20 protein-coding genes are annotated in these 22,953 nt (G+C 61.7%); 6 read left to right on the forward strand and 14 right to left on the reverse strand.

Going from position 1 to position 22,953, the window contains the following annotated elements; genetic code table 11:
- Nucleotides 1-8: 8 nt before the first annotated feature.
- Nucleotides 9-902, reverse strand: coding sequence for a glycine betaine ABC transporter substrate-binding protein (locus BLV20_RS18380; protein ID WP_092303844.1), 894 nt, complete (start codon nucleotides 900-902; stop codon nucleotides 9-11).
- A 20-nt stretch (nucleotides 903-922) separates the two neighbouring features.
- Nucleotides 923-1,639 carry an ABC transporter permease gene (locus BLV20_RS18385; protein WP_009042154.1) on the reverse strand — a complete coding sequence of 239 codons (717 nt, stop codon included), beginning with the start codon at nucleotides 1,637-1,639 and terminating at the stop codon, nucleotides 923-925.
- Nucleotides 1,640-2,161: 522 nt separating this feature from the next.
- Here BLV20_RS18385 and BLV20_RS18390 point away from each other — a divergent pair.
- Both BLV20_RS18390 and BLV20_RS18395 read left to right on the forward strand, forming a co-directional pair.
- Complete coding sequence (locus BLV20_RS18390) at nucleotides 2,162-3,745, forward strand: peptide chain release factor 3 (RefSeq protein ID WP_092303846.1); 1,584 nt, start codon at nucleotides 2,162-2,164, stop codon at nucleotides 3,743-3,745.
- Nucleotides 3,746-4,059: 314 nt separating this feature from the next.
- Nucleotides 4,060-4,320, forward strand: a complete 261-nt coding sequence (locus tag BLV20_RS18395; RefSeq protein WP_092303848.1) for a hypothetical protein — start codon at nucleotides 4,060-4,062, stop codon at nucleotides 4,318-4,320.
- Between the two features lie 117 nt (nucleotides 4,321-4,437).
- On the opposite strand, the gene BLV20_RS18400 is transcribed toward BLV20_RS18395, so the two are convergent.
- The 11 genes from BLV20_RS18400 to BLV20_RS18450 form a co-directional block, all read right to left on the reverse strand.
- A complete protein-coding gene (locus BLV20_RS18400) occupies nucleotides 4,438-5,409 on the reverse strand; it encodes a peptide ABC transporter ATP-binding protein (protein ID WP_009042157.1) in 972 nt (323 codons plus the stop codon).
- Nucleotides 5,409-6,377 (reverse strand): ABC transporter ATP-binding protein, encoded by a 969-nt coding sequence (locus tag BLV20_RS18405; RefSeq protein ID WP_092303850.1) that lies wholly within the window; start codon nucleotides 6,375-6,377, stop codon nucleotides 5,409-5,411. The genes BLV20_RS18400 and BLV20_RS18405 overlap by 1 nt, the downstream gene beginning before the upstream one ends.
- 10 nt (nucleotides 6,378-6,387) lie before the next feature.
- Complete coding sequence (locus BLV20_RS18410) at nucleotides 6,388-7,314, reverse strand: ABC transporter permease subunit (RefSeq protein ID WP_092303852.1); 927 nt, start codon at nucleotides 7,312-7,314, stop codon at nucleotides 6,388-6,390.
- Between the two features lie 11 nt (nucleotides 7,315-7,325).
- On the reverse strand, nucleotides 7,326-8,336 hold the full coding sequence (locus BLV20_RS18415) for an ABC transporter permease subunit (RefSeq protein ID WP_092303854.1): 1,011 nt from the start codon (nucleotides 8,334-8,336) through the stop codon (nucleotides 7,326-7,328).
- 73 nt (nucleotides 8,337-8,409) lie between these two features.
- Nucleotides 8,410-10,005: an ABC transporter substrate-binding protein gene (locus BLV20_RS18420; protein ID WP_092303856.1), complete on the reverse strand. Its 1,596-nt coding sequence runs from the start codon at nucleotides 10,003-10,005 to the stop codon at nucleotides 8,410-8,412.
- An 81-nt stretch (nucleotides 10,006-10,086) separates the two neighbouring features.
- Nucleotides 10,087-11,505 (reverse strand): OprD family porin, encoded by a 1,419-nt coding sequence (locus BLV20_RS18425; RefSeq protein WP_092303858.1) that lies wholly within the window; start codon nucleotides 11,503-11,505, stop codon nucleotides 10,087-10,089.
- 173 nt (nucleotides 11,506-11,678) lie between these two features.
- Entirely contained in the window at nucleotides 11,679-13,280 is a 1,602-nt protein-coding gene (locus BLV20_RS18430) for an ABC transporter substrate-binding protein (protein WP_092303860.1), read from the reverse strand.
- 306 nt (nucleotides 13,281-13,586) lie between these two features.
- Nucleotides 13,587-15,212: an ABC transporter substrate-binding protein gene (locus BLV20_RS18435; RefSeq protein ID WP_092303862.1), complete on the reverse strand. Its 1,626-nt coding sequence runs from the start codon at nucleotides 15,210-15,212 to the stop codon at nucleotides 13,587-13,589.
- Nucleotides 15,213-15,325: 113 nt separating this feature from the next.
- Nucleotides 15,326-15,763, reverse strand: a complete 438-nt coding sequence (locus tag BLV20_RS18440) for a hypothetical protein (RefSeq protein ID WP_092303864.1) — start codon at nucleotides 15,761-15,763, stop codon at nucleotides 15,326-15,328.
- 269 nt (nucleotides 15,764-16,032) lie between these two features.
- Entirely contained in the window at nucleotides 16,033-16,596 is a 564-nt protein-coding gene (locus BLV20_RS18445; protein ID WP_092303866.1) for a helix-turn-helix domain-containing protein, read from the reverse strand.
- A gap of 242 nt (nucleotides 16,597-16,838) precedes the next feature.
- Entirely contained in the window at nucleotides 16,839-17,555 is a 717-nt protein-coding gene (locus BLV20_RS18450) for an SIMPL domain-containing protein (protein ID WP_092303868.1), read from the reverse strand.
- Between the two features lie 397 nt (nucleotides 17,556-17,952).
- Between BLV20_RS18450 and BLV20_RS18455 the strand changes: the two genes are divergently transcribed.
- The 4 genes from BLV20_RS18455 to BLV20_RS18470 all read left to right on the forward strand — a co-directional run bounded on the left by BLV20_RS18455 (nucleotide 17,953) and on the right by BLV20_RS18470 (nucleotide 22,409).
- Nucleotides 17,953-19,215, forward strand: a complete 1,263-nt coding sequence (locus tag BLV20_RS18455) for an ATP-binding protein (RefSeq protein WP_092303870.1) — start codon at nucleotides 17,953-17,955, stop codon at nucleotides 19,213-19,215.
- Nucleotides 19,208-19,768 carry a response regulator transcription factor gene (locus tag BLV20_RS18460; protein ID WP_009046975.1) on the forward strand — a complete coding sequence of 187 codons (561 nt, stop codon included), beginning with the start codon at nucleotides 19,208-19,210 and terminating at the stop codon, nucleotides 19,766-19,768. The genes BLV20_RS18455 and BLV20_RS18460 overlap by 8 nt, the downstream gene beginning before the upstream one ends.
- A gap of 96 nt (nucleotides 19,769-19,864) precedes the next feature.
- The gene (locus BLV20_RS18465; protein ID WP_092303872.1) at nucleotides 19,865-21,592 is read left to right on the forward strand and encodes an ABC transporter ATP-binding protein/permease; all 1,728 of its coding nucleotides are present in this window, start codon (nucleotides 19,865-19,867) and stop codon (nucleotides 21,590-21,592) included.
- A 67-nt stretch (nucleotides 21,593-21,659) separates the two neighbouring features.
- Nucleotides 21,660-22,409: a FadR/GntR family transcriptional regulator gene (locus BLV20_RS18470; protein WP_092303874.1), complete on the forward strand. Its 750-nt coding sequence runs from the start codon at nucleotides 21,660-21,662 to the stop codon at nucleotides 22,407-22,409.
- Between the two features lie 347 nt (nucleotides 22,410-22,756).
- Here the strand turns inward: BLV20_RS18470 and BLV20_RS18475 are convergent, their stop codons facing one another.
- Entirely contained in the window at nucleotides 22,757-22,948 is a 192-nt protein-coding gene (locus tag BLV20_RS18475) for a hypothetical protein (RefSeq protein ID WP_092303876.1), read from the reverse strand.
- Nucleotides 22,949-22,953 lie beyond the last annotated feature (5 nt).

Consider the following 22,953-nt stretch of genomic DNA (forward strand, 5'->3'; position numbering starts at 1 on the left):
TTTCCTCCTTAGTTGAGTGGATGCTGGCGCAGGAAATCGGCGGCCACTTTCGATGGGCTCTCGTGATCGACATCGACCCGCGCGTTGAGCTGGCGCATGGTTTCGTCGTCGAACAGTTCGGCCAGCGGCTTGAGTTGCTCGGCCAGTTGCGGATGGGCGTCCAGGTAGGCTTGGCGCACCACCGGCGCGGCGGTGTAGTCGGGGAAGTAGTGCTTGTCGTCTTCCAGCAGCTTCAGGCCGAAGGCATTCAAGCGGCCGTCCGTGGTGTAGACCAGGCCGGCGAACACCTGGCCGTTACGCAGCGCGGTGTAGACCAGGCCCGCATCCATCTGGCGGATGTTCTTGCGGGTCAGGTTCATGTCGTAGAGCTTGACCATGCCGTCCAGGCCGTCGGAGCGGTTGGCGAACTCGGTGTCCAGCGCCACCAGGTGATTGGTCTTGGCTTCGGCGCGCAGCACGTCGTTCAACTGACTGATGTTGCTGATCTGCGGATATTCCTCGGCGACCTTTTTCGGCAGGGCCAGGGCGTAGGTATTGCTGAATTTCGACGGGGTCAGCCAGACCAGGCCTTTTTTCCCGTCCAGCGCCTTGACCCGGTCGTAGGACTGCTGGCTGTCGAGTTTTTCCGTCACGTGGTTGTAGGCCACCAGGGACACGCCGGTGTATTCCCAGAGCATGTCCAGCTGCCCGCTTTCGTGGGCGCTGCGGGCCAGGTTGCTGCCCAGGCCACCGGTGACCTGGGTGTCGTAACCCTTGCTGCGCAGGTACTGCGAGGTGATTTCCGCCAGCAGCGTCTGCTCGGTGAAGACCCGGGCGCCGATGCGGATCAGCGGCTTTTGCGCGGCTTGGGCAATTCCTGCGCACAGCAGGACGCAGCCTATGATCAAAGCTATTTTTTTCATGTGAGTTCCTTCGCGCAGGCTTAAGACGGGCGCAGGCCGCGTTCCAGCCAGAGGCGGCTGGCCAGTGTCACCAGGCCGTCGAGCAGCAGCGCCAGCAGGGCGGTGCAGGCCGCGCCGAGCAGCAGTTGCGGCTGATTGTTCAGGGCAATGCCCGGGAAGATCAGGCTGCCGAGGCTGTTGGCGCCGATCAGGAACGCCAGCGGCGCGGTACCGACGTTGATCGCCAGGGCCACGCGCACGCCGCCGATGATGATCGGCACGGCGTTGGGCAACTCGACTTTCCACAGCACCTGGCGCGGCGTCATGCCGATGCCGACGGCGGCTTCCTTGAGGGAACCCTGGACGTTTTTCAGGCCTTCATAGGTGTTGCGCACGATGGGCAGCAAGGAGGCGAGGAACAAGGCGAAGATGGCCGGCCCGCTGCCGATGCCGAGGATCCCCAGGGCGATGGCCAGGACGGCCAGGGGAGGAACGGTGTTACCGATATTGAACACCTGCATGAAGCGTTCGGCACGCCCGACCATTTGCGGTCGGCTGAGGAAGATGCCGGCGGGTATCCCCACCACGAGGGCGGCGAACATTGAAGCGAGTACCAGGTACAGATGGGCTTGCAGGTAAAACAACAGATCGTCGCGGTAGTGTTCGATCGTACTGATGCCGATCCAGTGGACCAGCAGGGCCAGGAGAGCGATGACCGCCGCGCCTCCTATCAGCCCTTTGCCATAGCGAATAGCCACAGGCGGACTCCTTTTTTATGTCGGCGAACGTTCTTTCGTGTGGCGAGGGCCATGCCTGGCTGCCAAAAGAAGGGTCGCGAGAAGCAGCTCGTCGCGACGCTGGAAACAGCGCGGAACCGAGCCATACGCATAGCCTCGTCAGGCTAACTTGCTGATTTTTCTACCCCTGACGAAAACTCGTAACAGAGGAGTGGACGCCTCCACCTTTTAAAAGGTTCCATAGTTGACGGCGTTTGGCCACCCTCAATTCCATAACTTCGATATCTCTAATGCCTGGCCGCCTATAGCCGCTGCCGAGCGCAGCGGGGCTGCGATCGAGCGCGCAGCGCTCGCAAACACGGAGCACGGGGGGCGACTGAAACAACGCGTCGCCTGGCTTTGCGACTGCTGCGCAGTCGATCGCAGCTGCGCAGCGGCTACAGGCTGGAATTCCAGCAGCCCAGGGCCGAACGGTGGTCCGTGGGGCTTGCTTTGCGCTATACTCGCCGCCCTTTTTTTGAATCACCTGCCAGGCGATTTCCCATGACCAAACAGGCCGCCGAAGTCGCGAAACGCCGCACTTTCGCCATTATTTCCCACCCGGATGCGGGTAAAACCACCATCACCGAGAAGCTCTTGCTGATGGGCAAGGCGATTGCCGTTGCCGGTACGGTGAAATCCCGCAAGTCCGACCGCCATGCCACGTCCGACTGGATGGAAATGGAGAAGCAGCGGGGTATTTCCATTACCACGTCGGTCATGCAGTTCCCTTATCGCGAACACATGATCAACCTGCTCGACACCCCGGGCCACGAAGACTTCTCCGAAGACACCTACCGCACCCTGACCGCGGTGGACTCGGCGCTGATGGTGCTCGACGGCGGTAAGGGCGTAGAGCCACGGACCATCGCCCTGATGGACGTCTGCCGTCTGCGCGACACGCCGATCGTCAGCTTCATCAACAAACTCGACCGCGACATCCGCGACCCGATCGAGCTGCTCGACGAAATCGAAGCGGTCCTGAAGATCAAGGCAGCTCCTATCACCTGGCCGATCGGTTGCTACCGCGATTTCAAGGGTGTGTACCACCTGGCGGGCGACTACATCATTGTCTACACCGCCGGCCACGGCCACGAGCGCACCGAAACCAAGATCATCGAGAAGCTCGACTCCGATGAAGCCCGTGCCCACCTGGGCGACGAGTACGAGCGTTTCATCGAGCAGCTGGAGCTGGTGCAGGGCGCCTGCCACGAGTTCGACCAGCAGGAGTTCATGGACGGCCAGCTGACCCCGGTGTTCTTCGGTACCGCCCTGGGCAACTTCGGTGTCGACCATGTGCTCGATGCAGTCGTCGATTGGGCGCCGCTGCCGCTGGCGCGCATGGCCAACGAGCGCACCGTGGAACCGCAGGAAGAGAAGTTCAGCGGCTTCGTGTTCAAGATCCAGGCGAACATGGACCCCAAGCACCGCGACCGTATCGCCTTCATGCGCATCTGCTCGGGCAAGTACGAGAAGGGCATGAAGATGCGTCACGTGCGCACCGGCAAGGACGTGCGCATCGGCGATGCGCTGACCTTCTTCTCCTCCGAGCGTGAACAGCTCGAGGAAGCCTACGCCGGCGACATCATCGGCCTGCACAACCACGGCACCATCCAGATCGGCGACACCTTTACCGAAGGCGAGGCCCTGGGGTTCACCGGTATCCCGCACTTCGCCCCGGAACTGTTCCGTCGCGTGCGCCTGAAGGACCCGCTGAAATCCAAGCAACTGCGCCAGGGCCTGCAACAGCTGGCCGAGGAAGGCGCGACCCAGGTGTTCTTCCCCGAGCGCAGCAACGACATCATCCTTGGCGCCGTCGGTGTGCTGCAGTTCGATGTGGTCGCCAGCCGCCTGAAAGAGGAATACAAGGTGGAGTGCTCCTACGAGCCGATCACCGTGTGGTCCGCGCGCTGGATCGATTGCAGCGACAAGAAGAAGCTCGAGGAATTCTCCAACAAGGCCGTGGAAAACCTGGCGCTGGACGGTGGCGGTCACCTGACCTACCTGGCCCCGACCCGGGTCAACCTGGCGCTGATGGAAGAGCGCTGGCCCGACGTGAAATTCCGCGCGACCCGCGAGCATCACTAAGGTCTGAGCAACGCCCCACCCCAAAGCCCCGCTGCCAACAGCGGGGCTTTTTTATGCCCGTAGGAGCGAGGCTTGCCCGCGAAATCACTGGGTCGGGCAACGATTTTCTCCCGGCAGAACGCGAGGTCAGGTGTGTAAGGAGAGTGCATAACCGCTGGTTTTAGGGGCTAGTCGAAAGCCGTCTAGCCAGTGGGCGAATCGCGGGCTTGTTGTCTGGAAAAGCGTCGGCTTCGGGGCTAGGTTCATACGAGGCCGTGCCTTGCAAATCCGGCTGTGGCCATCATTGATTCACCTACATAAAGGACGGAATCAACATGAACGTCTTCCAACGGGTTGTGCTGTTGCTCAAGGTGCTGGCGCTGATGTCGCTGGGAGTGTCCGCGGCCTGGGCCAGCGACCAGGCCACGCGGGTGCCGGGTTTCTGGGTGCCGGGGCATGTGCAGAACGGCGTGCAGATGATTGCCCAATCGGAATCCGAACCGGGCGATCTGGGGCAGGGTGGCAGCGAAGGCGATGACGATGCGACCACCGACGAGCCGGATACCGACAGCGAGGATGAGGCTGGCCAGGGCTGAGCCCAGGCCGGCGGAAAAAGAAAACCCCTCCCGACGGACTGATGCGCAATCCGCAGAAGGGGTTGGGTCAACACAGGCGAGGCGCCGCGAATCACCGCGGCGCTTTTTTTTGCCGGTTCAGCCGAGGAACTGCTCGGCGTAGTGGCAGGCCACCTGGCGGGTGTCGAGCAGGCGCAGAGCCGGCTCTTCGCTGCTGCAACGCTCGGTGGCGTATGGGCAGCGCTTGTGGAACGCACAGCCGGATGGCGGGTTCAGCGGGTTGGGCAATTCGCCGACGATCTTGATCTTCGGCTTGTCCGGGTCCGGGTGAATGGTCGGCGTGGCCGACAACAACGCCTGGGTGTACGGGTGCAGCGGACGGGTGTAGATGTCCTCTTTCGGGCCCATTTCCACCGGCCGGCCGAGGTACATCACCATCACATGGTCGGCGACGTGGCGCACCACCGCCAGGTTGTGGGAGATGAACACGTAGGCGGTGTTGAACTCCTGCTGCAGGTCCATGAACAGGTTCAGCACCTGGGCCTGGATCGACACGTCGAGGGCCGAGGTCGGTTCGTCCGCCACCAGCACTTTCGGTTGCAGCATCATCGCCCGCGCCAGGGCGATACGCTGGCGCTGGCCGCCGGAGAACATATGCGGGTAGCGCTGATAATGCTCGGGGCGCAGGCCCACCTGCTTCATCATCGCCTGGACCTTTTCCCGCCGTTCGCTGGCCGACAGCTGGGTGTTGATCAGCAGCGGCTCGGCCAGTTGATCGCCGATCTTCTGCCGAGGGTTGAGGGAGGCATAGGGGCTCTGGAACACCATCTGCACGTCTTTGCGCAGTTGCTTGCGCTGAGCCTTGTCGGCGCCGGCGACTTCCTGGCCGGCGATTTTCAAGGACCCGGAAGACGGCTCTTCGATCAGCGTCAGGGCGCGGGCCAGGGTGGATTTGCCGCAGCCGGATTCACCGACCACAGCCAGGGTCTTGCCGGCTTCCAGTTCGAACGACACGCCGTTGAGGGCGCGCACGGTCGCATGGCCCTTGAACAGGCCGCGAGACACTTCGTAGTGACGGGTCAGGTTGCGGGCGGTAAGAACGACGGCCATTACGCCACCTCCTGATTCAGCGGGTAGAAGCAGCGGGCGAGGCTGGCGGCTTTCGGATCGAGGCTTGGACGCTGCTGGCGGCAGTTTTCCTGCACGTACGGGCAGCGCGGCGAGAGCAGGCAGCCTTGCGGACGGTCATAGCGACCGGGAACGATGCCCGGCAAGGTCGACAGGCGCGCGGCGCCCATGCTGTGCTCGGGAATGGCCGCCAGCAGCGCTTCGCTGTAAGGGTGCGCGGGAATGTCGAACAGCTCCGGCACCTGGCCCACTTCCACCGCTTGCCCGGCGTACATCACGCACACGCGCTGGGCGGTTTCGGCAACCACGGCCAGGTCGTGGGTGATCAGCACCAGGCCCATGTTCTGCTCGCGTTGCAGGTTGAGCAGCAGTTCCATGATCTGCGCCTGGATGGTCACGTCCAGGGCGGTGGTCGGTTCGTCGGCGATCAGCAGTTTCGGCTCGCCGGCAATGGCCATGGCAATCGCCACGCGCTGGCTCATGCCGCCGGACAGTTGGTGCGGGTAGGCGTCCATGCGGCTGGCGGCGCCCGGGATCTCGACTTTTTCCAGCAGTTCGATGGCGCGCTTGCGCGCCGCCTTGCCGGACATCTTCAGGTGCAGGCGCAGCACTTCCTCGATCTGGAAGCCTACGGTGTAGCTCGGGTTCAGCGCGGTCATCGGGTCCTGGAACACCATGGCCAGGTCCTTGCCGACGATCTGCCGGCGTTGCCGGGCGCTGAGCTTGAGCATGTCCTTGCCGTCGAAGCTGAGGGCGTCGGCGGTGACGATGCCGGGATGCTCGATCAGCCCCATCAGCGCCATCATGGTCACGGACTTGCCCGAGCCGGACTCGCCAACGATGGCCAGCACTTCGCCCTTGTCCACGTTCAGGTCCAGGCCATCCACCACGGGAACGGCCTTGGCGTCGCCGAAGCGCACGTTGAGATTCTTGATTTCTAGCAGTGACATGGGAATCTCCTCAGGCGGCATTCTTGAGTTTCGGGTCCAGCGCATCGCGCAGGCCGTCGCCCATCAGGTTGATTGCCAGCACGCTGAGCAAAATGGTCAGGCCGGGCAGGCTCACGACCCACCAGGCGCGTTCGATGTAGTCGCGGGCCGAGGCCAGCATGGTGCCCCACTCAGGGGTAGGCGGCTGGACGCCAAGGCCGAGGAAGCCCAGGGCCGCGGCATCGAGAATCGCCGAGGAGAAGCTCAGGGTCGCCTGGACGATCAGCGGCGCCATGCAGTTGGGCAGCACGGTGATGAACATCAGGCGTGGCAGGCCGGCACCGGCCAGGCGCGCGGCGGTCACGTAGTCGCGGTTGAGCTCGCCCATCACGGCGGCGCGGGTCAGGCGCACGTAGGACGGCAGGGACACCACGGCGATGGCGATCACGGTGTTGATCAGGCCTGGGCCGAGGATGGCGACGATCGCCACGGCCAGCAGCAGGGACGGCAGGGCCAGCATGATGTCCATCAGGCGCATGATGGTCGGGCCGAGCAGACGCGGGAAGAACCCGGCGAACAGGCCCAGGAGGATGCCCGGGATCAGCGACATGACCACCGACGACAGGCCGATCAGCAGCGACAGGCGCGAACCCTGGATCAGTCGCGACAGCAGGTCGCGGCCCAGTTCGTCGGTGCCGAGGATGAATTGCCATTGCCCGCCTTCGAGCCAGACCGGCGGGGTCAGCAGGAAGTCGCGGTATTGCTCGCTCGGGTTATGCGGGGCGACCCAGGGCGCGAAGATCGCGCAGAAGACCACCAGCAGCATGAACAGCAGGCCGGCCACCGCGCCCTTGTTGCGCGAGAAGGCTTGCCAGAATTCCTTGTAGGGCGACGGGTACAGCAGGCTTTGATCCACGGCCACAGCGGATACGGCTACTGAGGATGTTGGAATGCTCATGAGTTTTGTCCTCAGCGCTGGTGACGAATGCGTGGGTTGGCAAAGCCGTAGAGGATGTCCACCACGAAGTTGACCAGGATCACCAGGCAGGCGATCAACAGGATGCCGTTCTGCACCACGGGGTAGTCCCGGGCGCCGATGGCTTCGATCAGCCATTTGCCGATGCCGGGCCAGGAGAAGATGGTTTCGGTCAGGACCGCGCCGGCCAGCAGGGTGCCGACTTGCAGGCCGACCACGGTCAGGACCGGGATCAGCGCATTGCGCAGGCCGTGCACGAATACCACGCGGGCGGGCGACAGGCCCTTGGCCTTGGCGGTGCGGATGTAGTCTTCGCGCAGCACTTCAAGCATCGAGGAGCGGGTCATCCGCGCGATTACCGCCAGCGGAATGGTGCCTAGCACGATGGCCGGCAGGATCAGGTGGTGCAGGGCGTCGAGAAAGGCGCCGGTGTCATCGGCCAGCAGGGTGTCGATGAGCATGAAGCCGGTTTTCGGCTCGATGTCGTAGAGCAGGTCGAGGCGCCCGGAAACCGGGGTCCAGCCCAGGCTTACCGAGAAGAACATGATCAGGATCAGGCCCCACCAGAAGATCGGCATCGAATAGCCGGCGAGGGAGACGCCCATGACCCCGTGGTCGAACAGCGAACCGCGCTTGAGCGCCGCGATTACCCCGGCCAGCAGGCCAAGAATGCCGGCGAACAGCAGGGCGGCCATGGACAGTTCCAGGGTCGCCGGGAACAGGGAGGTGAACTCGGTCCACACACTCTCGCGAGTACGCAGGGATTCACCCAGATCGCCCTGGGCCAGTTTGCCGATGTAGTCCAGGTACTGGGCGTACAGCGGTTTGTTCAGACCAAGGCGTTCCATTGCCTGGGCATGCATCTCGGGGTCGACCCGGCGCTCGCCCATCATGACTTCCACGGGATCGCCGGGAATCATGCGAATCAATGCGAACGTCAGCAAGGTGATGCCGAAGAATGTGGGGATCAACAACCCCACACGGCGGGCAATAAAACTAAACATCTTCTGGTGTACCTCATCAGCCGGTTAGGCGTGTCCGGCATCCCTGGGGTCAAGGATGCCGGGCGTTTCTTATCTACTTCACCTGGGTGGTAGCGAAGTTGTTGGTGGTCAGCGGGCTCTGGTGGTAACCCTCGACGTTGTTGCGCATTGCAGTGAACATTTTCGGATAGGCCATGGGGATCCACGGTTGTTCCTTGTCGAAAATGTCCTGGGCCTGTTCATAGAGCGCGGTCCGTTTTGCCGGTTCGGATTCGGCACGGGCCTGGTCGATCAGGCTCTGAAACTCTTTGTTACACCAACGTGCGTAGTTTTCGCCGTTTTTGGCGGCCTCGCAACTGAGGTTGGGGGTCAGGAAGTTGTCCGGGTCGCCGTTGTCCCCGGCCCAGCCGGCGGAAACCATGTCGTGCTCGCCATTCTTGGCGCGCTTGAGCATTTCGCCCCATTCCATGACGCGGATATCGATCTTGAGGCCGATCTTCGCCAGGTCCGCCTGCATCATCTGTGCGCCAAGCAGCGGGTTGGGGTTGGTCGGGCCACCGCCGTTGCGGGTGAACAGGGTGAACACCGTGCCTTCCGGCACCCCGGCTTCCTTGAGCAGGGCGCGGGCCTTGTCCAGGTCGCGGGCCGGGTTGCCCAGCTTGCTGTTGAAGCCCAGCAGGGTCGGCGGGTACGGACCGGTGCCGACCACTGCGTTGCCCTTGCCGTACAGGCTGTTGACGTAGGCTTCCTTGTCGAAAGCGATGTTGATGGCGTGCCGCACACGCGGGTCGCTCATGTACTTCCTGGAGGTGTTCAGGGCGGTGTAGCCCACGGTCATGGCGGCCAGGTCGTCGACTCTCAGGTTGGCGTCGGCCTTGATGCTCGGGATGTCGTCGGGCTTCGGATACAGGGCGACCTGGCACTCGTTGGCCTTGAGTTTCTGCAGGCGCACGTTGTTATCGGTGGTGATCGCCAGGATCAGCGCGTCGGCCGGTGGCTTGCCGCGGAAGTAGTCCGGGTTGGCCTTGAAGCGCACCTGGGCGTCCTTGGCGTAGCGCTGGAAGATGAACGGGCCGGTGCCGATCGGCTTGTTGTTGAGGTCGCCGGTCTTGCCGGCCTTGAGCAACTGGTCGGCGTATTCGGCCGGGAAGATCGAGGAAAACGCCATGGCCACGTCGGCCAGGAACGGTGCTTCGCGGCGGGTCAGGGTGAAGACCACGGTGTGGTCGTCGGTTTTCTCGACGCTTTTGAGCAGCTCCTTGAAGCCCATGCTCTCGAAATAGGGGAAGCCCACGCTGGACTTGTCATGCCACGGGTGTTTCGGGTCCAGCTGGCGCTGGAAACTCCAGACCACGTCGTCGGCATTCATCTCGCGGGTCGGCTTGAAGTAGTCGGTGCTGTGGAACTTGACGCCTTTGCGCAGGTGGAAGGTGTAGGTCAGGCCGTCCGGGCTGATTTCCCAGGACTCGGCCAGGGCAGGCTCGATGTCCGTGGTGCCGGGCTTGAAGTCCACCAGGCGGTTGAAGATGGTTTCCGCCACCGCGTCGGCAGTGACTGCAGTCGTGTACTGGACCATATCGAAGCCTTCCGGGCTGGCTTCGGTACAGACCACCAAGGGTTTGGCCGAGACGCCTGCGGCGGCGCTCAGCACTGCGGCGGCGATGGCCGCTTTCAGGGGAAGCATTTTCATCTAGAACCCTCTGCAATCGGTTGAACCAGAGTAGCTGGAATGGCGAATTCGTCATGAATTCGCCAACCAGCCGGTGTGTTTTTAGAGAATGTTGAACGGGATGGTGGTGACCAGGCGGAATTCGTTGATGCTGCCGTCGGCCTGGTTTTCGCTGGCGCGGTGGGCAGTGTAGGTTGCCCGGATCGCGGTCGCTTTCAGCGGGCCGCTCTGGACCGCATACGAAGCACCGATGCCGTATTCGTAGTGATGTTCGCCGTCCATTCCCTTCACGCTATCGTAGGCGCCGCCCTTGTAGTGGGTGCCGTCGATACCCCAGCCACGGGCCTGGTAGATGTTGAACTTCAGGCCTGGCACACCGTATTCGGCCATGTTCAGGCCGTAGGCGATCTGGAAGGACTTCTCGTTCGGACCGTTGAAGTCCGAGAGCAGGGAGTTGGCCAGGTAGATGCCGTTGGTCTCGTGCAGGTAGTCGAAGTACTCGTTACCGTTGATTTCCTGGTAGGAGAAGGTCAGGCCGTGGGCCTGGTGGGTCAAGCCCAGCGACAGCGAGTAGGTGTCGTTGTCGATTTCGCCCATTTTGGCTTTGCCTTCGTCCACGGTCTTGTAGTAGTTCAGACCGGTGGTCAGGCTCAGTACCTGGCTGTCGCCCAGCTCATGGGTAGCGCCGAAGTAGTACTGTTTCCAGATGTCTTCTGCCTGGGTTGCCCAAAGGCTGGTTTTCAGGCTGGCGAACGGCTGGTAAGAGACGCCGAGGGTGTTTACGTGGTCAACCTCGATAAGCGTATCGGTGTATTCGCTACGGAATTTGCTGAGGCTTTGTTCGGAACGTGGCGATACCCGGTCAAAGGTTGCAACGTCGAAGCTCAGGTTGTTCAGTTCTTCGCTGTGGATCGAAACCCCTTGGAAGCTCGAAGGCAGCGCACGGTTGCCGATGACATCGACCTGCGGGCTGCTGAAGTTCTGGCGACCGGCAGTCAGGGTGGTGTTGGAGATGCGTGCCTTGATATTGGCCAGGCCCAGTTTGGTCCACTGGCCCTCGGCATCGCCACCGTCGTTGGTCAGGGTGCGGTTGTTGCCGCGGCCGCCAATGCCTGGAATGGGGGCGCCGCCGTTGCCAGAGGCAAGATTCTCGCGGTCACGCTCAAGGGCAATCGCATTGTACGCGGCCACTTCGGTGCTGATACCGACGGTGCCTTCGGTGAAGCCCGAGTTGTACTTGAGGATGGTGCCTTGAACCCAGTTGATACGACGATCGGTGTCGTGCAACGAGCCGTTTTTGTTGTAGCGAAACTTGCTACCGCGTTTCAGTTGTTCGTTGGCGTACCAGTTACGGGTGCTGCCTGTGATGGATTGACCTTCGATAAAGCCGGTGGCCTCAGACTGAGCGTTGGCGGTATTGACGGTTACCGGGGTGAACGCCTGGCTTTGGGACTCCGCATGGGCCATGGCCGTGATACTGCTGATGGCCATGGCCAGTAACGCGGTGTTGCTCGGTTTCATGGGATGAAGCTCCTTTGTTTTCTTTATTTTTATGCCGGCCTTTTTAGGTTGACCGGCTATTGGTTTACAGCCCATTCAGGCATCGCAAACGTTTGCATGAGGTCGGATCACCGAATTCAGGCAACAGGTTTGCGTTGGGGGCGAATATCGCCCCCAGCGGCCTGGTTAATCATTTATTGGTCGACGCTGACGCCCGAGAACACGTTGCGGCCGAAGGGGCTGACCTTGAAGCCTTCGACTTTGGCGCTCAACGGCTGGTTGACCGTCGAGTGGGCGACAGGGGTGATCGGCACCTGCTGCTTGAGCAACTGCTGGGCCTGTTGGTAGAGCACCGTGCGCTGTTCGCGATCGGTGACGATCTTGGCCTGCTTGATCAGCTTGTCGTATTGCGGGTCGCACCACATGGAGTAGTTATTGCCGCCGATGGCGTCGCAGCTGTACAGGGTGCCGAGCCAGTTGTCCGGGTCACCGTTGTCGCCGGTCCAGCCGATCAGGCTGATGTCGTGCTCGCCATTCTTGGTGCGCTTGATGTACTCGCCCCATTCGTAGCTGACGATCTTCACTTTCAGGCCGATCTTGCCCCAGTCGGACTGGAGCATTTCGGCCATCAGCTTGGCGTTGGGGTTGTAGGGGCGTTGCACGGGCATGGCCCACAGGGTGATTTCCGTGCCTTCCTTGACCCCGGCGGCCTTGAGCAGCTCACGGGCCTTTTCCGGGTTGTAGGCGGCGTCCTTGATGCTGCTGTCGTAGGACCACTGGGTGGGAGGCATGGCGTTGACCGCCAACTGGCCTGCGCCCTGGTACACGGCATTGAGGATGCCCTGCTTGTTCACCGCCATGTCCAGCGCCTGGCGCACTTCGAGCTGGTCGAAGGGCTTGTGGCGCACGTTGTAGGCGATGTAGCCGAGGTTGAAGCCGGGCTTTTCGATCAGTTGCAGCTTCGGGTCTTTTTTCAGCGCGTCGACGTCGGCCGGCCGCGGGTGCAGGGTGACCTGGCATTCGCCGGCCTTGAGTTTCTGCACGCGCACCGAGGCATCGGTATTGATGGCGAAAATCAGCTGGTCGAGCTTGACCCGGCTTGGGTCCCAGTACTGCTTGTTGGCGATGTAGCGAATGTTCGAGTCTTTCTGGTAGCTCTTGAACACGAACGGCCCGGTGCCGATCGGCTTCTGGTTGATGTCGCTGGGCTTGCCGGCCTTGAGCAACTGGTCGGCATATTCGGCCGAGAGAATCGCCGCGAAGCTCATGGCGATGTTCTGGATGAACGCCGCATCCACCGAGTTCAGGGTCATCACCACGGTCAACGGCCCGGTCTTCTCGACCTTGGCGATGTTCTTGTTCAGGCTCATCCCGTTGAAGTAGGGAAACTCGGTGGGGTAGGCCTTGCGGAAGGGCTGCTCGGGATCGAGCATGCGGTTGAAGGTGAAGAGCACGTCGTCGGCGTTGAAATCACGCGTTGGCTTGAAATACGGCGTGGTGTGGAACTTCACCCCTTCGCGCAGGTGGAAGGTGTATTGCAGGCCGTCCGCGGAAATATCCCAACGGGTGGCCAGGCCAGGCACCACATTGGTAGCGCCTTTTTCGAACTCCGCCAGGCGGTTGTACAGCGGCTCTGCCGCGTCGTTGTCGGTGGCGGTGGTGTATTGCGCGGTGTCGAAACCGGCCGGGCTGCCTTCGGAGCAGAACACCAGGCTGTTGCTGGCCGCCAGGCTGGCGGAGGTTGCGGCCAAGAGTCCGGTGCCCAGCAGGGCGGATAAAACCAGGGAATGACGCATGACGATCCCTCTTGTCTTTTATTGTTTTGATCGATGAACAGCCGTCTCATCCGGAGGCGGTCAGGTCATTGATCCCAAGTCCTTGCTTGCAGCAAATGCCGGGGCAACGAATGCACCACTCCCTGTTTCGACGGTAAAAGCTGCCGCATGGGTAGTAAATGCATACGAGCCTGAAAGACATGTAGGGAACTTCCGAAATGTCCGTACTCACCGCGATGGGGCGCAGCAAAAGAAGGGCGTTCGGTTTCCGGCAGTCCTGGCGGGTAAGGCACTGGCGACGTCAACCGACGTCGCCAGTGCAGACCTTTATTTGCTAATGCTGACGCCGTAGAAGGAGTTCAGGCCAAAGGGGCTGATCTTGAAATCCTGGACATTGGCGCGCATGGGTTGGAACACCGTCGAGTGCGCGATAGGTGTCATCGGGACCTGGTCTTTGAGGAGATGTTGCGCCTGCTTGTACAGCTCGGTGCGTTTAGCCACGTCCGGGGTGGCCTTGGCTTGTTTGATCAGTGCGTCGTAAGGTTTGTCGCACCATTTGGAGAAGTTGTTGCCGTTCATGGCGTCGCAGCCGAACAGGGTGCCGAGCCAGTTGTCCGGGTCACCATTGTCGCCGCTCCAGCCGATGATCATCGCCTGGTTCTCGCCGCCCTTGGAGCGCTTGATGTATTCGCCCCATTCGTAGCTGACGATATTGACCTTGAGGCCGATCTTGGCCCAGTCGGACTGCAGCATTTCAGCCATCAGCTTGGCGTTCGGGTTGTACGGACGCTGCACGGGCATGGCCCACAGGGTGATCTGCGTGCCTTCCTTGATGCCGGCTTCCTTGAGCAGCGCCTTGGCTTTCTCAGGGTCGTACTTGGCATCCTTGATGGTGTCGTCATAGGACCATTGGGTCGGTGGCATGGCGTTGACCGCCAGTTGGCCGGCGCCCTGGTACACCGAGTCGATGATCTGCTGCTTGTTCACTGCCATGTCCAGCGCCTGACGGACCTTGAGGTCGGCCAGCGGGTTGGCGTCGGTACGGCCCTTGAGCACCGGCATCACGTTGTAGGCGATGTAGCCCAGGTTGAAGCCGGCCTGTTGCGGCAGCTTGAGGCTCTTGTCCTCGCCCAGGGCCTTGAGGTCGGCCGGGCGTGGGAACAGGGTGACCTGGCATTCGTTCTTTTTCAGCTTCTGGATGCGCACCGACGGGTCGGTGGTGATGGCGAAGATCAGGTTGTCGATCTTCACGTCTTCAGGCTTCCAGTATTCCTTGTTGCCGGTGTAACGGATGTTGGAGTCTTTCTGGTAGCTCTTGAACACGAACGGGCCAGTGCCGATCGGCTTCTGGTTGATGTCGCCCGGCTTGCCTTCCTTGAGCAGCTGGTCGGCGTACTCGGCGGACTGGATGGAGGCAAAGCTCATTGCCAGGTTCTGGATGAACGCGGCGTCTACGGTTTTCAGGGTGAACTTGACGGTCTTGTCGTCGACTTTCTCGACCTTGGTGATGTTGGTGTCCATCCCCATGTCGGTGAAGTAAGGGAATTCGGTGGGGTACGCCTTGCGGAACGGCATGTCCTTGTCGAGCATGCGGTTGAACGTGAAGAGCACGTCGTCGGCGTTGAAGTCACGAGTCGGCTTGAAGTACGGCGTGGTGTGGAACTTCACTCCATCGCGCAGATGGAAGGTGTAGGTCAGGCCATCGTCGGAAATGTCCCAACTGGTCGCCAGGCCAGGAACGACGGCGGTGCCGCCACGCTCGAACTGGCTGAGACGGTTGAACATGGTTTCTGCTGAGGCGTCGAAGTCGGTTCCGGTGGTGTACTGGCCTGGGTCGAAACCGGCCGGGCTCCCTTCGGAGCAGAACACCAGGTTAGTCGCCGCTTGGGCGAAGGGTGCGCTGGCGAGCAAGCCGGCGCTGACTAAAAGCGGAATGACTGCTTGTTTGAACATGGTTGCCTCATGATTTGTTGTCATTTTTGGTGTTGAGGGCGACCTTATGAGTCGACCCGCCGATACTTATGCAGGCCCCATACCCAATGCAAGATGCGGGACCGTCACAAGTATCAAGGAGTGGAACGAACGTACAGGAATGACGCATTTGTATAAATATTGATGCATTTGATCGTGTGCGCCGGTTTTTTCTGGTGCATCTGCCGCCTTCTTGCGGGGCAGCCAGAGCGGGTCGTGCTTGCGTTTGGTGCGTTGTCGGGGCGAGTGTCGGCCGGCTTCTGATTGAGCCACTGGGCCTTGCCTGCCTGGCGCAAATGTTTGGCGCATTTGACTGACCGGATGAAGTCGGACGGTTGGCTGGGGGAGGCCGTGGAGAACGGATGCCCGGGACTTTGCAGGCGATGGCGGGTGAACAGCGCATCGTCGGCGGCATTGGAATTGTGGCTCGCAGTGAGGTTGTCACTGTGGAGGTTGCCGGTGGCGTGTGACATCGGGATGCCGAGGATCAGCCCCGCTGTCTGCCAAACCTGGAGCAGAAAGGTCTTACGCATGCAAACCTCATTTTTTCTTTTTTTAGGGCGTATCTGAGGATTGGCCTTGTGGGCCGGGCCGGGGCAACTTGCCCTTCTATGGGGAGTGGATGCGGCCCCCATGAACCCTGTGCGGCGACGGCGATCGCTTGTTGTGTAGTTGATTGACGATTCGCCGATGCCGAAATTAAGTCATGCTGAAATTGTGGTCAACGAAAATTAAGCGTGACTAACATTTCTCTTGCGCACCGGGTGTCTGCAAGGTTGCGCAGGCGGCCATGGGGCCGGATTCAGGTCGCTGAATGGTCGTCGAACAGGCCCATGGTCGTGACGGTCAATACTTCTGCCGGGCTGTTGCCGGCGTTAGCCAGGTTGTGAGGTTTGGTCGAGTCGAAATGTACCGAATCGCCGGGGTCGAGGGGATACTGGCGCCCCTCGATGGTGTAGACGATCTGCCCCGAAAGAACGTAGGAAAACTCGGCGCCATCATGGGAAATCAGTTCCGACTGGTAGCCCACCGGTATGTTCATCTTCACCGCGTTGATCAGGTTGCCGGGAAAGGAACTGGACAGCCGCTCGTAGGCCAGGGGCTGGCCTTCGATGGTGTAGCGCACCCGCTTGCCGTCATGGGAATCGGGTTGTGCCTGGGTCGGCTGGTCGAACAGGGCGTTCAGCGGAACGTTCAGGGACTTGGCAATGTTGACCAGGGAGGAGATCGAAACGCCGGTGAGATTGCGTTCCGCTTGGGAGAGGAAACTGGCGGTCAGACCGGATTCGCTGGCAATCTGGCGCAGGGTTTTCTTGGCGGCGCGGCGATAGCGACGCAGGCGTTCGCCGATGCGGTCTGCGGTCATTGGAGAGACTCTTATAGGAAAGGCGCAGTATAACGCCGGTGGACGTCATTGACGTTTGCCAGGCGCAATACCGATGTCGGAACTTTAGCATTACCGACATGGCCGAGCTCACCCCTCCACCCCCCAAAAAGCACGAGCCCCTCAGGCCGGGTGAAAGAGTGGGTAGCAAAAAAAAGCGGTAACCTCATTTGTGCTGGAGGTTACCGCCGCTTTCTTTTTGGAGGGGGCTGGTAGGGAAAGCGTTACGGCATCAGGACTTCGATCGAGCCATCGGCAGTTAGGCTGACCTGGCTGGTGCCGGCTTCGATTTCCGGGGTGACCGGCGCCGCATCCATGCCCGCGGCTTTCATCATCACCGGTCCGCGCAGATACGGTTGTGGATAACCGTTGCTGTTGAGGTTCAGGTTGACGATCTTGTAGCCCTTGCCGCCCAGCGCCTCGGTGGTCAGCTGCGCGCGCGCCTTGAAGGCGTCGACTGCTTCCTTGAGCAGCTTGTCTTCGCTGGCCTTGCGGGTCGGGTCGGCGATGGCGAAATCCATGCCGCCCATCTTCAGGTCGGTCAGCAGTTCGCCGGTGAGCTTGGACAGCGCGGCGAAGTCCGAGCTTTCCAGGCGCAGTTCGGCGCGTTCACGCCAGCCGGTGATTTTCTGGCCCTTGGTGTCGTAGATCGGGTAACTGTTACGGCTGCCCTGGCGCAAGGTGATGCCCTTGACCTGGCGTGCCTGGCCCAGGGCCTTGTTCATGGTGGTGGTGATTTCTGCGGCGAGCTTGGCCGGGTCGGCGTTTTGCGACTCGCTGTAGAGGGTGACGATCATCAGGTCGCGCGCCACTTCCTGGCTGACTTCGGCGCGCAGGGAGATCTGGTTGTAATGAAGCGCATCGGCGGCCAGGGCCGGCAGGCTGGCGAGGGTGCCGACGCTGAGGGCGAGAAGGGCGGCGCTGCGACTGAATGTATGCATGAAAACTCCTTGGGTGCGGTCCGCAGGTGTGGGTTCCGAGCCTGCGTGAAACCATCAGACTCTAGCTTTTATTGTCCGGTTCGGCCCGTTAACAACTTCTATACATCTATTACCCAACGCCAACTGCGGGGGCTTCTGTAGCCGCTGGCGAAGCCTGCGCCCGACTGCGCAGCAGGCGTAATCTGTTCTCGAGCCAGACTCTGAGATGGGATGGCAGCGCTGTGCGCTCTAGCGCGGGCAAGCCTCGCTCCTACAGGCAGGTGGTGTTTTGTAGGCAAGGCTTGCCCGTGATGGGCCATTGGCCAAAACTGTGGCGGTTTGCCGCAGTTTTGCCTGTCTGGGCCGCTGCTTGGTTATACTCGTCGCGATCCGCCTGGAGCGCTCATCAGGAGAGCTCATGCTCGCCCCCGTACAACTGCTTTCCGCCACTCGCCAGAACCTCTGGCGTCTGACTTTCATCCGCATCCTGGTTCTGGCCGCTCAGGCTGGTTCGGTGGGGCTCGCCTACTGGTTCGACCTGCTGCCGCTGCCCTGGCTGCAACTGGCCGTCACTCTGGGCCTGTCGCTGATCCTTTGCGCCTTCACCGCCATTCGCCTGCGCACCTCGTGGCCGGTCACCGAGCTGGAATATGCCGTGCAGCTGGCTTGCGATTTGTTTATCCACAGCGCCCTGCTGTATTTCTCGGGTGGTTCGACCAACCCCTTCGTTTCCTATTACCTGGTGCCGCTGACCATCGCCGCCGTGACCTTGCCATGGCGCTATTCGGTGGTCCTTTCCGGCATCGCGCTGACCATGTACACCTTGCTGCTGGCGCAGTTCTACCCGTTGCAGACTTTCCCCATCGCCCGGGAAAACCTGCAGATCTACGGGATGTGGCTGAGTTTTGCCCTGGCCGCGGCGGTAATTACCTTCTTCGCCGCGAGAATGGCCGAGGAGCTGCGGCGGCAGGAAGAGTTGCGGGCGATCCGCCGTGAAGAAGGCCTGCGCGACCAGCAGTTGCTGGCTGTCGCGACCCAGGCTGCTGGCGCGGCCCACGAACTGGGTACTCCCCTGGCGACCATGAGCGTGCTGCTCAAGGAAATGCGCCAGGACCATCTCGACCCGATGCTGCAGGACGATCTGAGCGTGCTCCAGGACCAGGTCAAGCTGTGCAAGGAAACCCTGCAACAGCTGGTGCGCGCCGCCGAGGCCAATCGCCGGCTGGCGGTGGAGATGCAGGACGTCACCGTCTGGCTCGACGAAGCGCTGAACCGCTGGCACCTGATGCGTCCCGAAGCCAGTTACCGCTTCCAACTGCTGGGCAAGGGCCCGATGCCGCGGCTGGCACCGCCGCCGGACTTGACCCAGGCATTGCTCAACCTGCTGAACAATGCCGCAGATGCGTGTCCGGAAGGGCTGGAAGTGCAGCTGGATTGGGATGCCGAGAACCTGACCATCAGTATTCGCGACCACGGCGCCGGTGTGCCGCTGGCCATCGCCGAGCAGATCGGCAAACCGTTTTTTACCACCAAGGGCAAAGGTTTCGGCCTGGGCCTGTTTTTGAGCAAAGCCAGCGTGACACGCGCGGGCGGCTCAGTGAAACTCTACAGTCATGAGGAAGGCGGCACGCTCACCGAGCTGCGCCTGCCCCACGGCGCCCGAGGAGACCAACATGAGTGACGAAATCCAAGTCGAAGGCGAAGAACTGCCGCATTTGCTGCTGGTGGACGACGACGCCACCTTCACCCGGGTGATGGCGCGTGCCATGAGCCGGCGCGGTTTTCGCGTCAGTACCGCCGGCTCCGCCGAGGAAGGCCTGGCCCTCGCCCAGCAGGACCTGCCCGACTTCGCCGCGCTGGACCTGAAGATGGACGGCGATTCCGGCCTGGTGCTGCTGCCCAAGTTGCTCGAGCTCGATCCGGAAATGCGCGTGGTGATCCTCACCGGTTATTCGAGCATCGCTACCGCCGTCGAAGCGATCAAGCGCGGCGCCTGCAACTACCTGTGCAAACCGGCCGACGCCGATGACGTGCTGGCCGCGCTGCTCTCCGAACACGCCGACCTCGACACCCTGGTGCCGGAAAACCCGATGTCGGTGGACCGCCTGCAATGGGAGCACATCCAGCGGGTGCTGACCGAACACGAAGGCAATATCTCCGCCACGGCCCGCGCCCTGGGCATGCACCGCCGAACCCTGCAGCGCAAGTTGCAGAAGCGCCCCGTCCGTCGCTGAACCGCGACTGAACGAATGTCCTCGGGACGAGTGAAAAAGCGAGCCGATCCACTATGATCGGCTCGAGCTTGTCCCCATTCCAATCGAGCCTTGATGATGAATCAGAACGCTGAATATTCCGCGGTCAACGATACTGTGCGCGGGCAGTTTTTCCGTCGTGTCTGGGACATGACCACGCCTTATTGGCGCAGTGAGGAGAAGGGCAAGGCCTGGTTGCTGCTGTTCGCGGTGATCGCCCTGACCCTGTTTAGCGTGGCGATCTCGGTGTGGATCAACAGCTGGTACAAGGATTTCTACAACGCCCTGCAAAAGAAGGACGAGGCGGCGTTCTGGCAATTGATCCTGTATTTCTGCGGGATTGCCGCGGTGGCCATCCTGGCCGCGGTCTATCGGCTTTACCTGACCCAGATGCTGACCATCCGCTGGCGGGCCTGGCTCACCGAAAAGCACTTCGCCCGCTGGCTGGGCAACAAGAATTACTACCAGCTGGAGCAGGGCGGCTACACCGATAACCCGGACCAGCGGATTTCCGAAGACCTCAACAGCTTCACCAGCAATACCCTGGGGCTCGCCCTGGGCCTGCTGCGTACCGTGGTCAGCCTGGTGTCGTTCTCGATCATCCTGTGGGGCGTGTCGGGCAGCATCGAAGTCTTGGGCTATACCATTCCCGGCTACATGTTCTGGTGCGCCTTGATTTATGCCGCTGTCGGCAGCTGGCTGACGCACCTGATCGGTCGGCGCCTGATCGGCCTGAACAACAACCAGCAACGTTTTGAGGCAGACCTGCGTTTCTCCATGGTCCGGGTCCGGGAAAACGCCGAGAGCATTGCCCTGTACAACGGCGAGCCGAACGAGAACAAGCGCCTGAGCGGTCGCTTCGGCATGGTCTGGCACAACTTCTGGGACATCATGAAAGTGTCCAAGCGCCTGACTTTCTTCACCTCGGGCTATGGCCAGATCGCGATCATCTTCCCGTTTATCGTCGCGGCTCCCCGTTACCTGACCGGCAAGATCGAGCTGGGCGAGCTGATGCAAATCAACTCGGCTTTCGGCAACGTCCAGGAGAACTTCAGCTGGTTCATCACCGCCTATTCCGACCTCGCAGCATGGCGCGCCACCTGTGACCGTCTGCTGAGCTTCCGCCAGGCCATGGATGAAAACGAAGAGCGCGCGCCGGCCATCGACGTGCAGAGCCAAGGCGAAACCCTGCAAGTGCATAACCTCGGCCTGGACCTGGCGGACGGTCGGCACCTGCTGGCGGGGGCCGAAATGACTGTGAACCCCGGTGAGCGGCTGATGCTCAGCGGCCGTTCCGGCAGTGGCAAAAGTACCCTGCTGCGGGCGATGGGCCGGCTCTGGCCGGCCGGCCATGGCAGCATTCGCATGCCTGCCGAGCGTTATCTGTTCCTGCCGCAGAAGCCTTACCTGCCGATCGGCAGCCTGCGCGAGGCCTTGAGTTATCCACAGTCGGGCGATACCTACCCGCAGGAGCGTTATGCACAGGTGCTGGAAACCTGCCGTCTGCCGCATCTGGTGGCTCGCCTGGATGAAAGCAATCACTGGCAGCGCATGCTGTCGCCGGGTGAGCAGCAGCGCCTGGCCTTTGCCCGGGCGCTGCTCTACGCACCGCAATGGCTGTACATGGATGAAGCCACCTCGGCCATGGACGAAGAGGACGAAGCGTCCTTGTACCAGGCGCTGATCGACCAGCTTCCAGGGCTGAGCATCGTCAGTGTCGGGCATCGCAGCAGCCTCAAGCGCTTCCACCCGCGGCACATCCGCATCGAGCGCGGGCATCTGGTCGACCAGGCGGTGACGGTGTAGTCAACAGTGATCGTACAACTCGGCTGAGCTATGATGCGTCATCAGTTTTCGGAGAAAGATCTTCACCATGGACAACCAGAACACGGCGCCCCGCCTTCCACGCAAGCGTCGTAGCCTCGCCCAGGAACTGGTGACCGTGCTCTCGGAGCAGATCCGCGACGGTCAGCTCAAGCGCGGTGACAAGTTGCCCACCGAGTCGGCGATCATGGAGGCCCATGGCGTCAGCCGGACGGTGGTGCGCGAGGCCATTTCCCGGTTGCAGGCCGCCGGCCAGGTGGAAACCCGCCACGGCATCGGCACCTTTGTGCTCGACACGCCGAGCCCGAGCGGTTTCCGGATCGACCCGGCGACCGTGGTGACCTTGCGCGATGTGCTGGCGATCCTGGAGTTGCGTATCAGCCTGGAAGTGGAGTCGGCCGGGCTGGCCGCGCAGCGACGCAGTACGGAGCAACTGGCGGCAATGCGCGCGGCACTGGATGCCCTCAATGAGAGCGCGGCCCACGACAGCGATGCGGTGGCTTCGGATTTCCAGTTCCACCTGCAGATCGCCCTGGCTACGGGCAACCGCTATTTCACCGACATCATGACCCATCTGGGAACCAGCATCATTCCGCGCACCCGCCTGAATTCGGCGCGCCTGGCCCACGACGATCAGCAGCATTACATGAGCCGCCTGAGCCGTGAGCACGAAGAAATCTATGAAGCCATTGCCCGCCAGGATTCGGATGCAGCCCGAGCGGCCATGCGCCTGCACCTGACCAACAGCCGCGAACGGCTGCGCCATGCCCATGAAGAGGCCCAGGCTCAGCGCGGCTGAATGTAATGGGGGCCAGGCCGGGGAGGGGTGGCGGCTGTGGTTGCGTGATCGCGGGCAAGCCTCGCTCCTACGGAGGGCTGGCGGTGTTTTTTGTGGGGTAGGTTGCGCGGGTGAATGTAATGGGCGCCAGGCCGGGGAGGTTTGGCGGCTGTGGTTGCGTGATCGCGGGCAAGCCTCGCTCCTACGGAGGGCTGGTGGTGTTTTTTGTGGGGTAGGTTGCGCGGGTGAATGTAATTGGCGCCAGGCCGGGGAGGTTTGGCGGCTGTGGTTGCGTTATCGCGGGCAAGCCTCGCTCCTACGGAAGGCTGGTGATGTTTCTGTAGGAGCGAAGCTTGCTCGCGATGCTTTTAGCGGGCGTTGAGAATCGAGCGATCCACCCTCACAGCCAATTGCCCGGCACCGGGCTTGGCATCGAAGGCCACGCGCCCTTGCTTGTCGACGGTTGCCCGCGCGACGGGAGCGCCGTTGACCAGCAGTTCCAGGGGCGCGCCCTGCAGGGATTGGCCCGAGGCCAGTTCAAGAGTCAGTTTGATAGCCATGTCGA

This window comes from Pseudomonas sp. NFIX28 (genome assembly GCF_900107395.1).
Lineage (GTDB): Bacteria > Pseudomonadota > Gammaproteobacteria > Pseudomonadales > Pseudomonadaceae > Aquipseudomonas.

Excerpts from the sequence above, each read along its gene's own strand:
- BLV20_RS18380 (WP_092303844.1), bottom strand. The coding sequence starts at position 902 with ATGAAAAAAATAGCTTTGATCATAGGCTGCGTCCTGCTGTGCGCAGGA.
- BLV20_RS18390 (WP_092303846.1), top strand. The coding sequence starts at position 2,162 with ATGACCAAACAGGCCGCCGAAGTCGCGAAACGCCGCACTTTCGCCATT.
- BLV20_RS18395 (WP_092303848.1), top strand. The coding sequence starts at position 4,060 with ATGAACGTCTTCCAACGGGTTGTGCTGTTGCTCAAGGTGCTGGCGCTG.
- BLV20_RS18400 (WP_009042157.1), bottom strand. The coding sequence starts at position 5,409 with ATGGCCGTCGTTCTTACCGCCCGCAACCTGACCCGTCACTACGAAGTG.
- BLV20_RS18405 (WP_092303850.1), bottom strand. The coding sequence starts at position 6,377 with ATGTCACTGCTAGAAATCAAGAATCTCAACGTGCGCTTCGGCGACGCC.
- BLV20_RS18410 (WP_092303852.1), bottom strand. The coding sequence starts at position 7,314 with ATGAGCATTCCAACATCCTCAGTAGCCGTATCCGCTGTGGCCGTGGAT.
- BLV20_RS18415 (WP_092303854.1), bottom strand. The coding sequence starts at position 8,336 with ATGTTTAGTTTTATTGCCCGCCGTGTGGGGTTGTTGATCCCCACATTC.
- BLV20_RS18420 (WP_092303856.1), bottom strand. The coding sequence starts at position 10,005 with ATGAAAATGCTTCCCCTGAAAGCGGCCATCGCCGCCGCAGTGCTGAGC.
- BLV20_RS18425 (WP_092303858.1), bottom strand. The coding sequence starts at position 11,505 with ATGAAACCGAGCAACACCGCGTTACTGGCCATGGCCATCAGCAGTATC.
- BLV20_RS18430 (WP_092303860.1), bottom strand. The coding sequence starts at position 13,280 with ATGCGTCATTCCCTGGTTTTATCCGCCCTGCTGGGCACCGGACTCTTG.
- BLV20_RS18435 (WP_092303862.1), bottom strand. The coding sequence starts at position 15,212 with ATGTTCAAACAAGCAGTCATTCCGCTTTTAGTCAGCGCCGGCTTGCTC.
- BLV20_RS18440 (WP_092303864.1), bottom strand. The coding sequence starts at position 15,763 with ATGCGTAAGACCTTTCTGCTCCAGGTTTGGCAGACAGCGGGGCTGATC.
- BLV20_RS18445 (WP_092303866.1), bottom strand. The coding sequence starts at position 16,596 with ATGACCGCAGACCGCATCGGCGAACGCCTGCGTCGCTATCGCCGCGCC.
- BLV20_RS18450 (WP_092303868.1), bottom strand. The coding sequence starts at position 17,555 with ATGCATACATTCAGTCGCAGCGCCGCCCTTCTCGCCCTCAGCGTCGGC.
- BLV20_RS18455 (WP_092303870.1), top strand. The coding sequence starts at position 17,953 with ATGCTCGCCCCCGTACAACTGCTTTCCGCCACTCGCCAGAACCTCTGG.
- BLV20_RS18460 (WP_009046975.1), top strand. The coding sequence starts at position 19,208 with ATGAGTGACGAAATCCAAGTCGAAGGCGAAGAACTGCCGCATTTGCTG.
- BLV20_RS18465 (WP_092303872.1), top strand. The coding sequence starts at position 19,865 with ATGAATCAGAACGCTGAATATTCCGCGGTCAACGATACTGTGCGCGGG.
- BLV20_RS18470 (WP_092303874.1), top strand. The coding sequence starts at position 21,660 with ATGGACAACCAGAACACGGCGCCCCGCCTTCCACGCAAGCGTCGTAGC.
- BLV20_RS18475 (WP_092303876.1), bottom strand. The coding sequence starts at position 22,948 with ATGGCTATCAAACTGACTCTTGAACTGGCCTCGGGCCAATCCCTGCAG.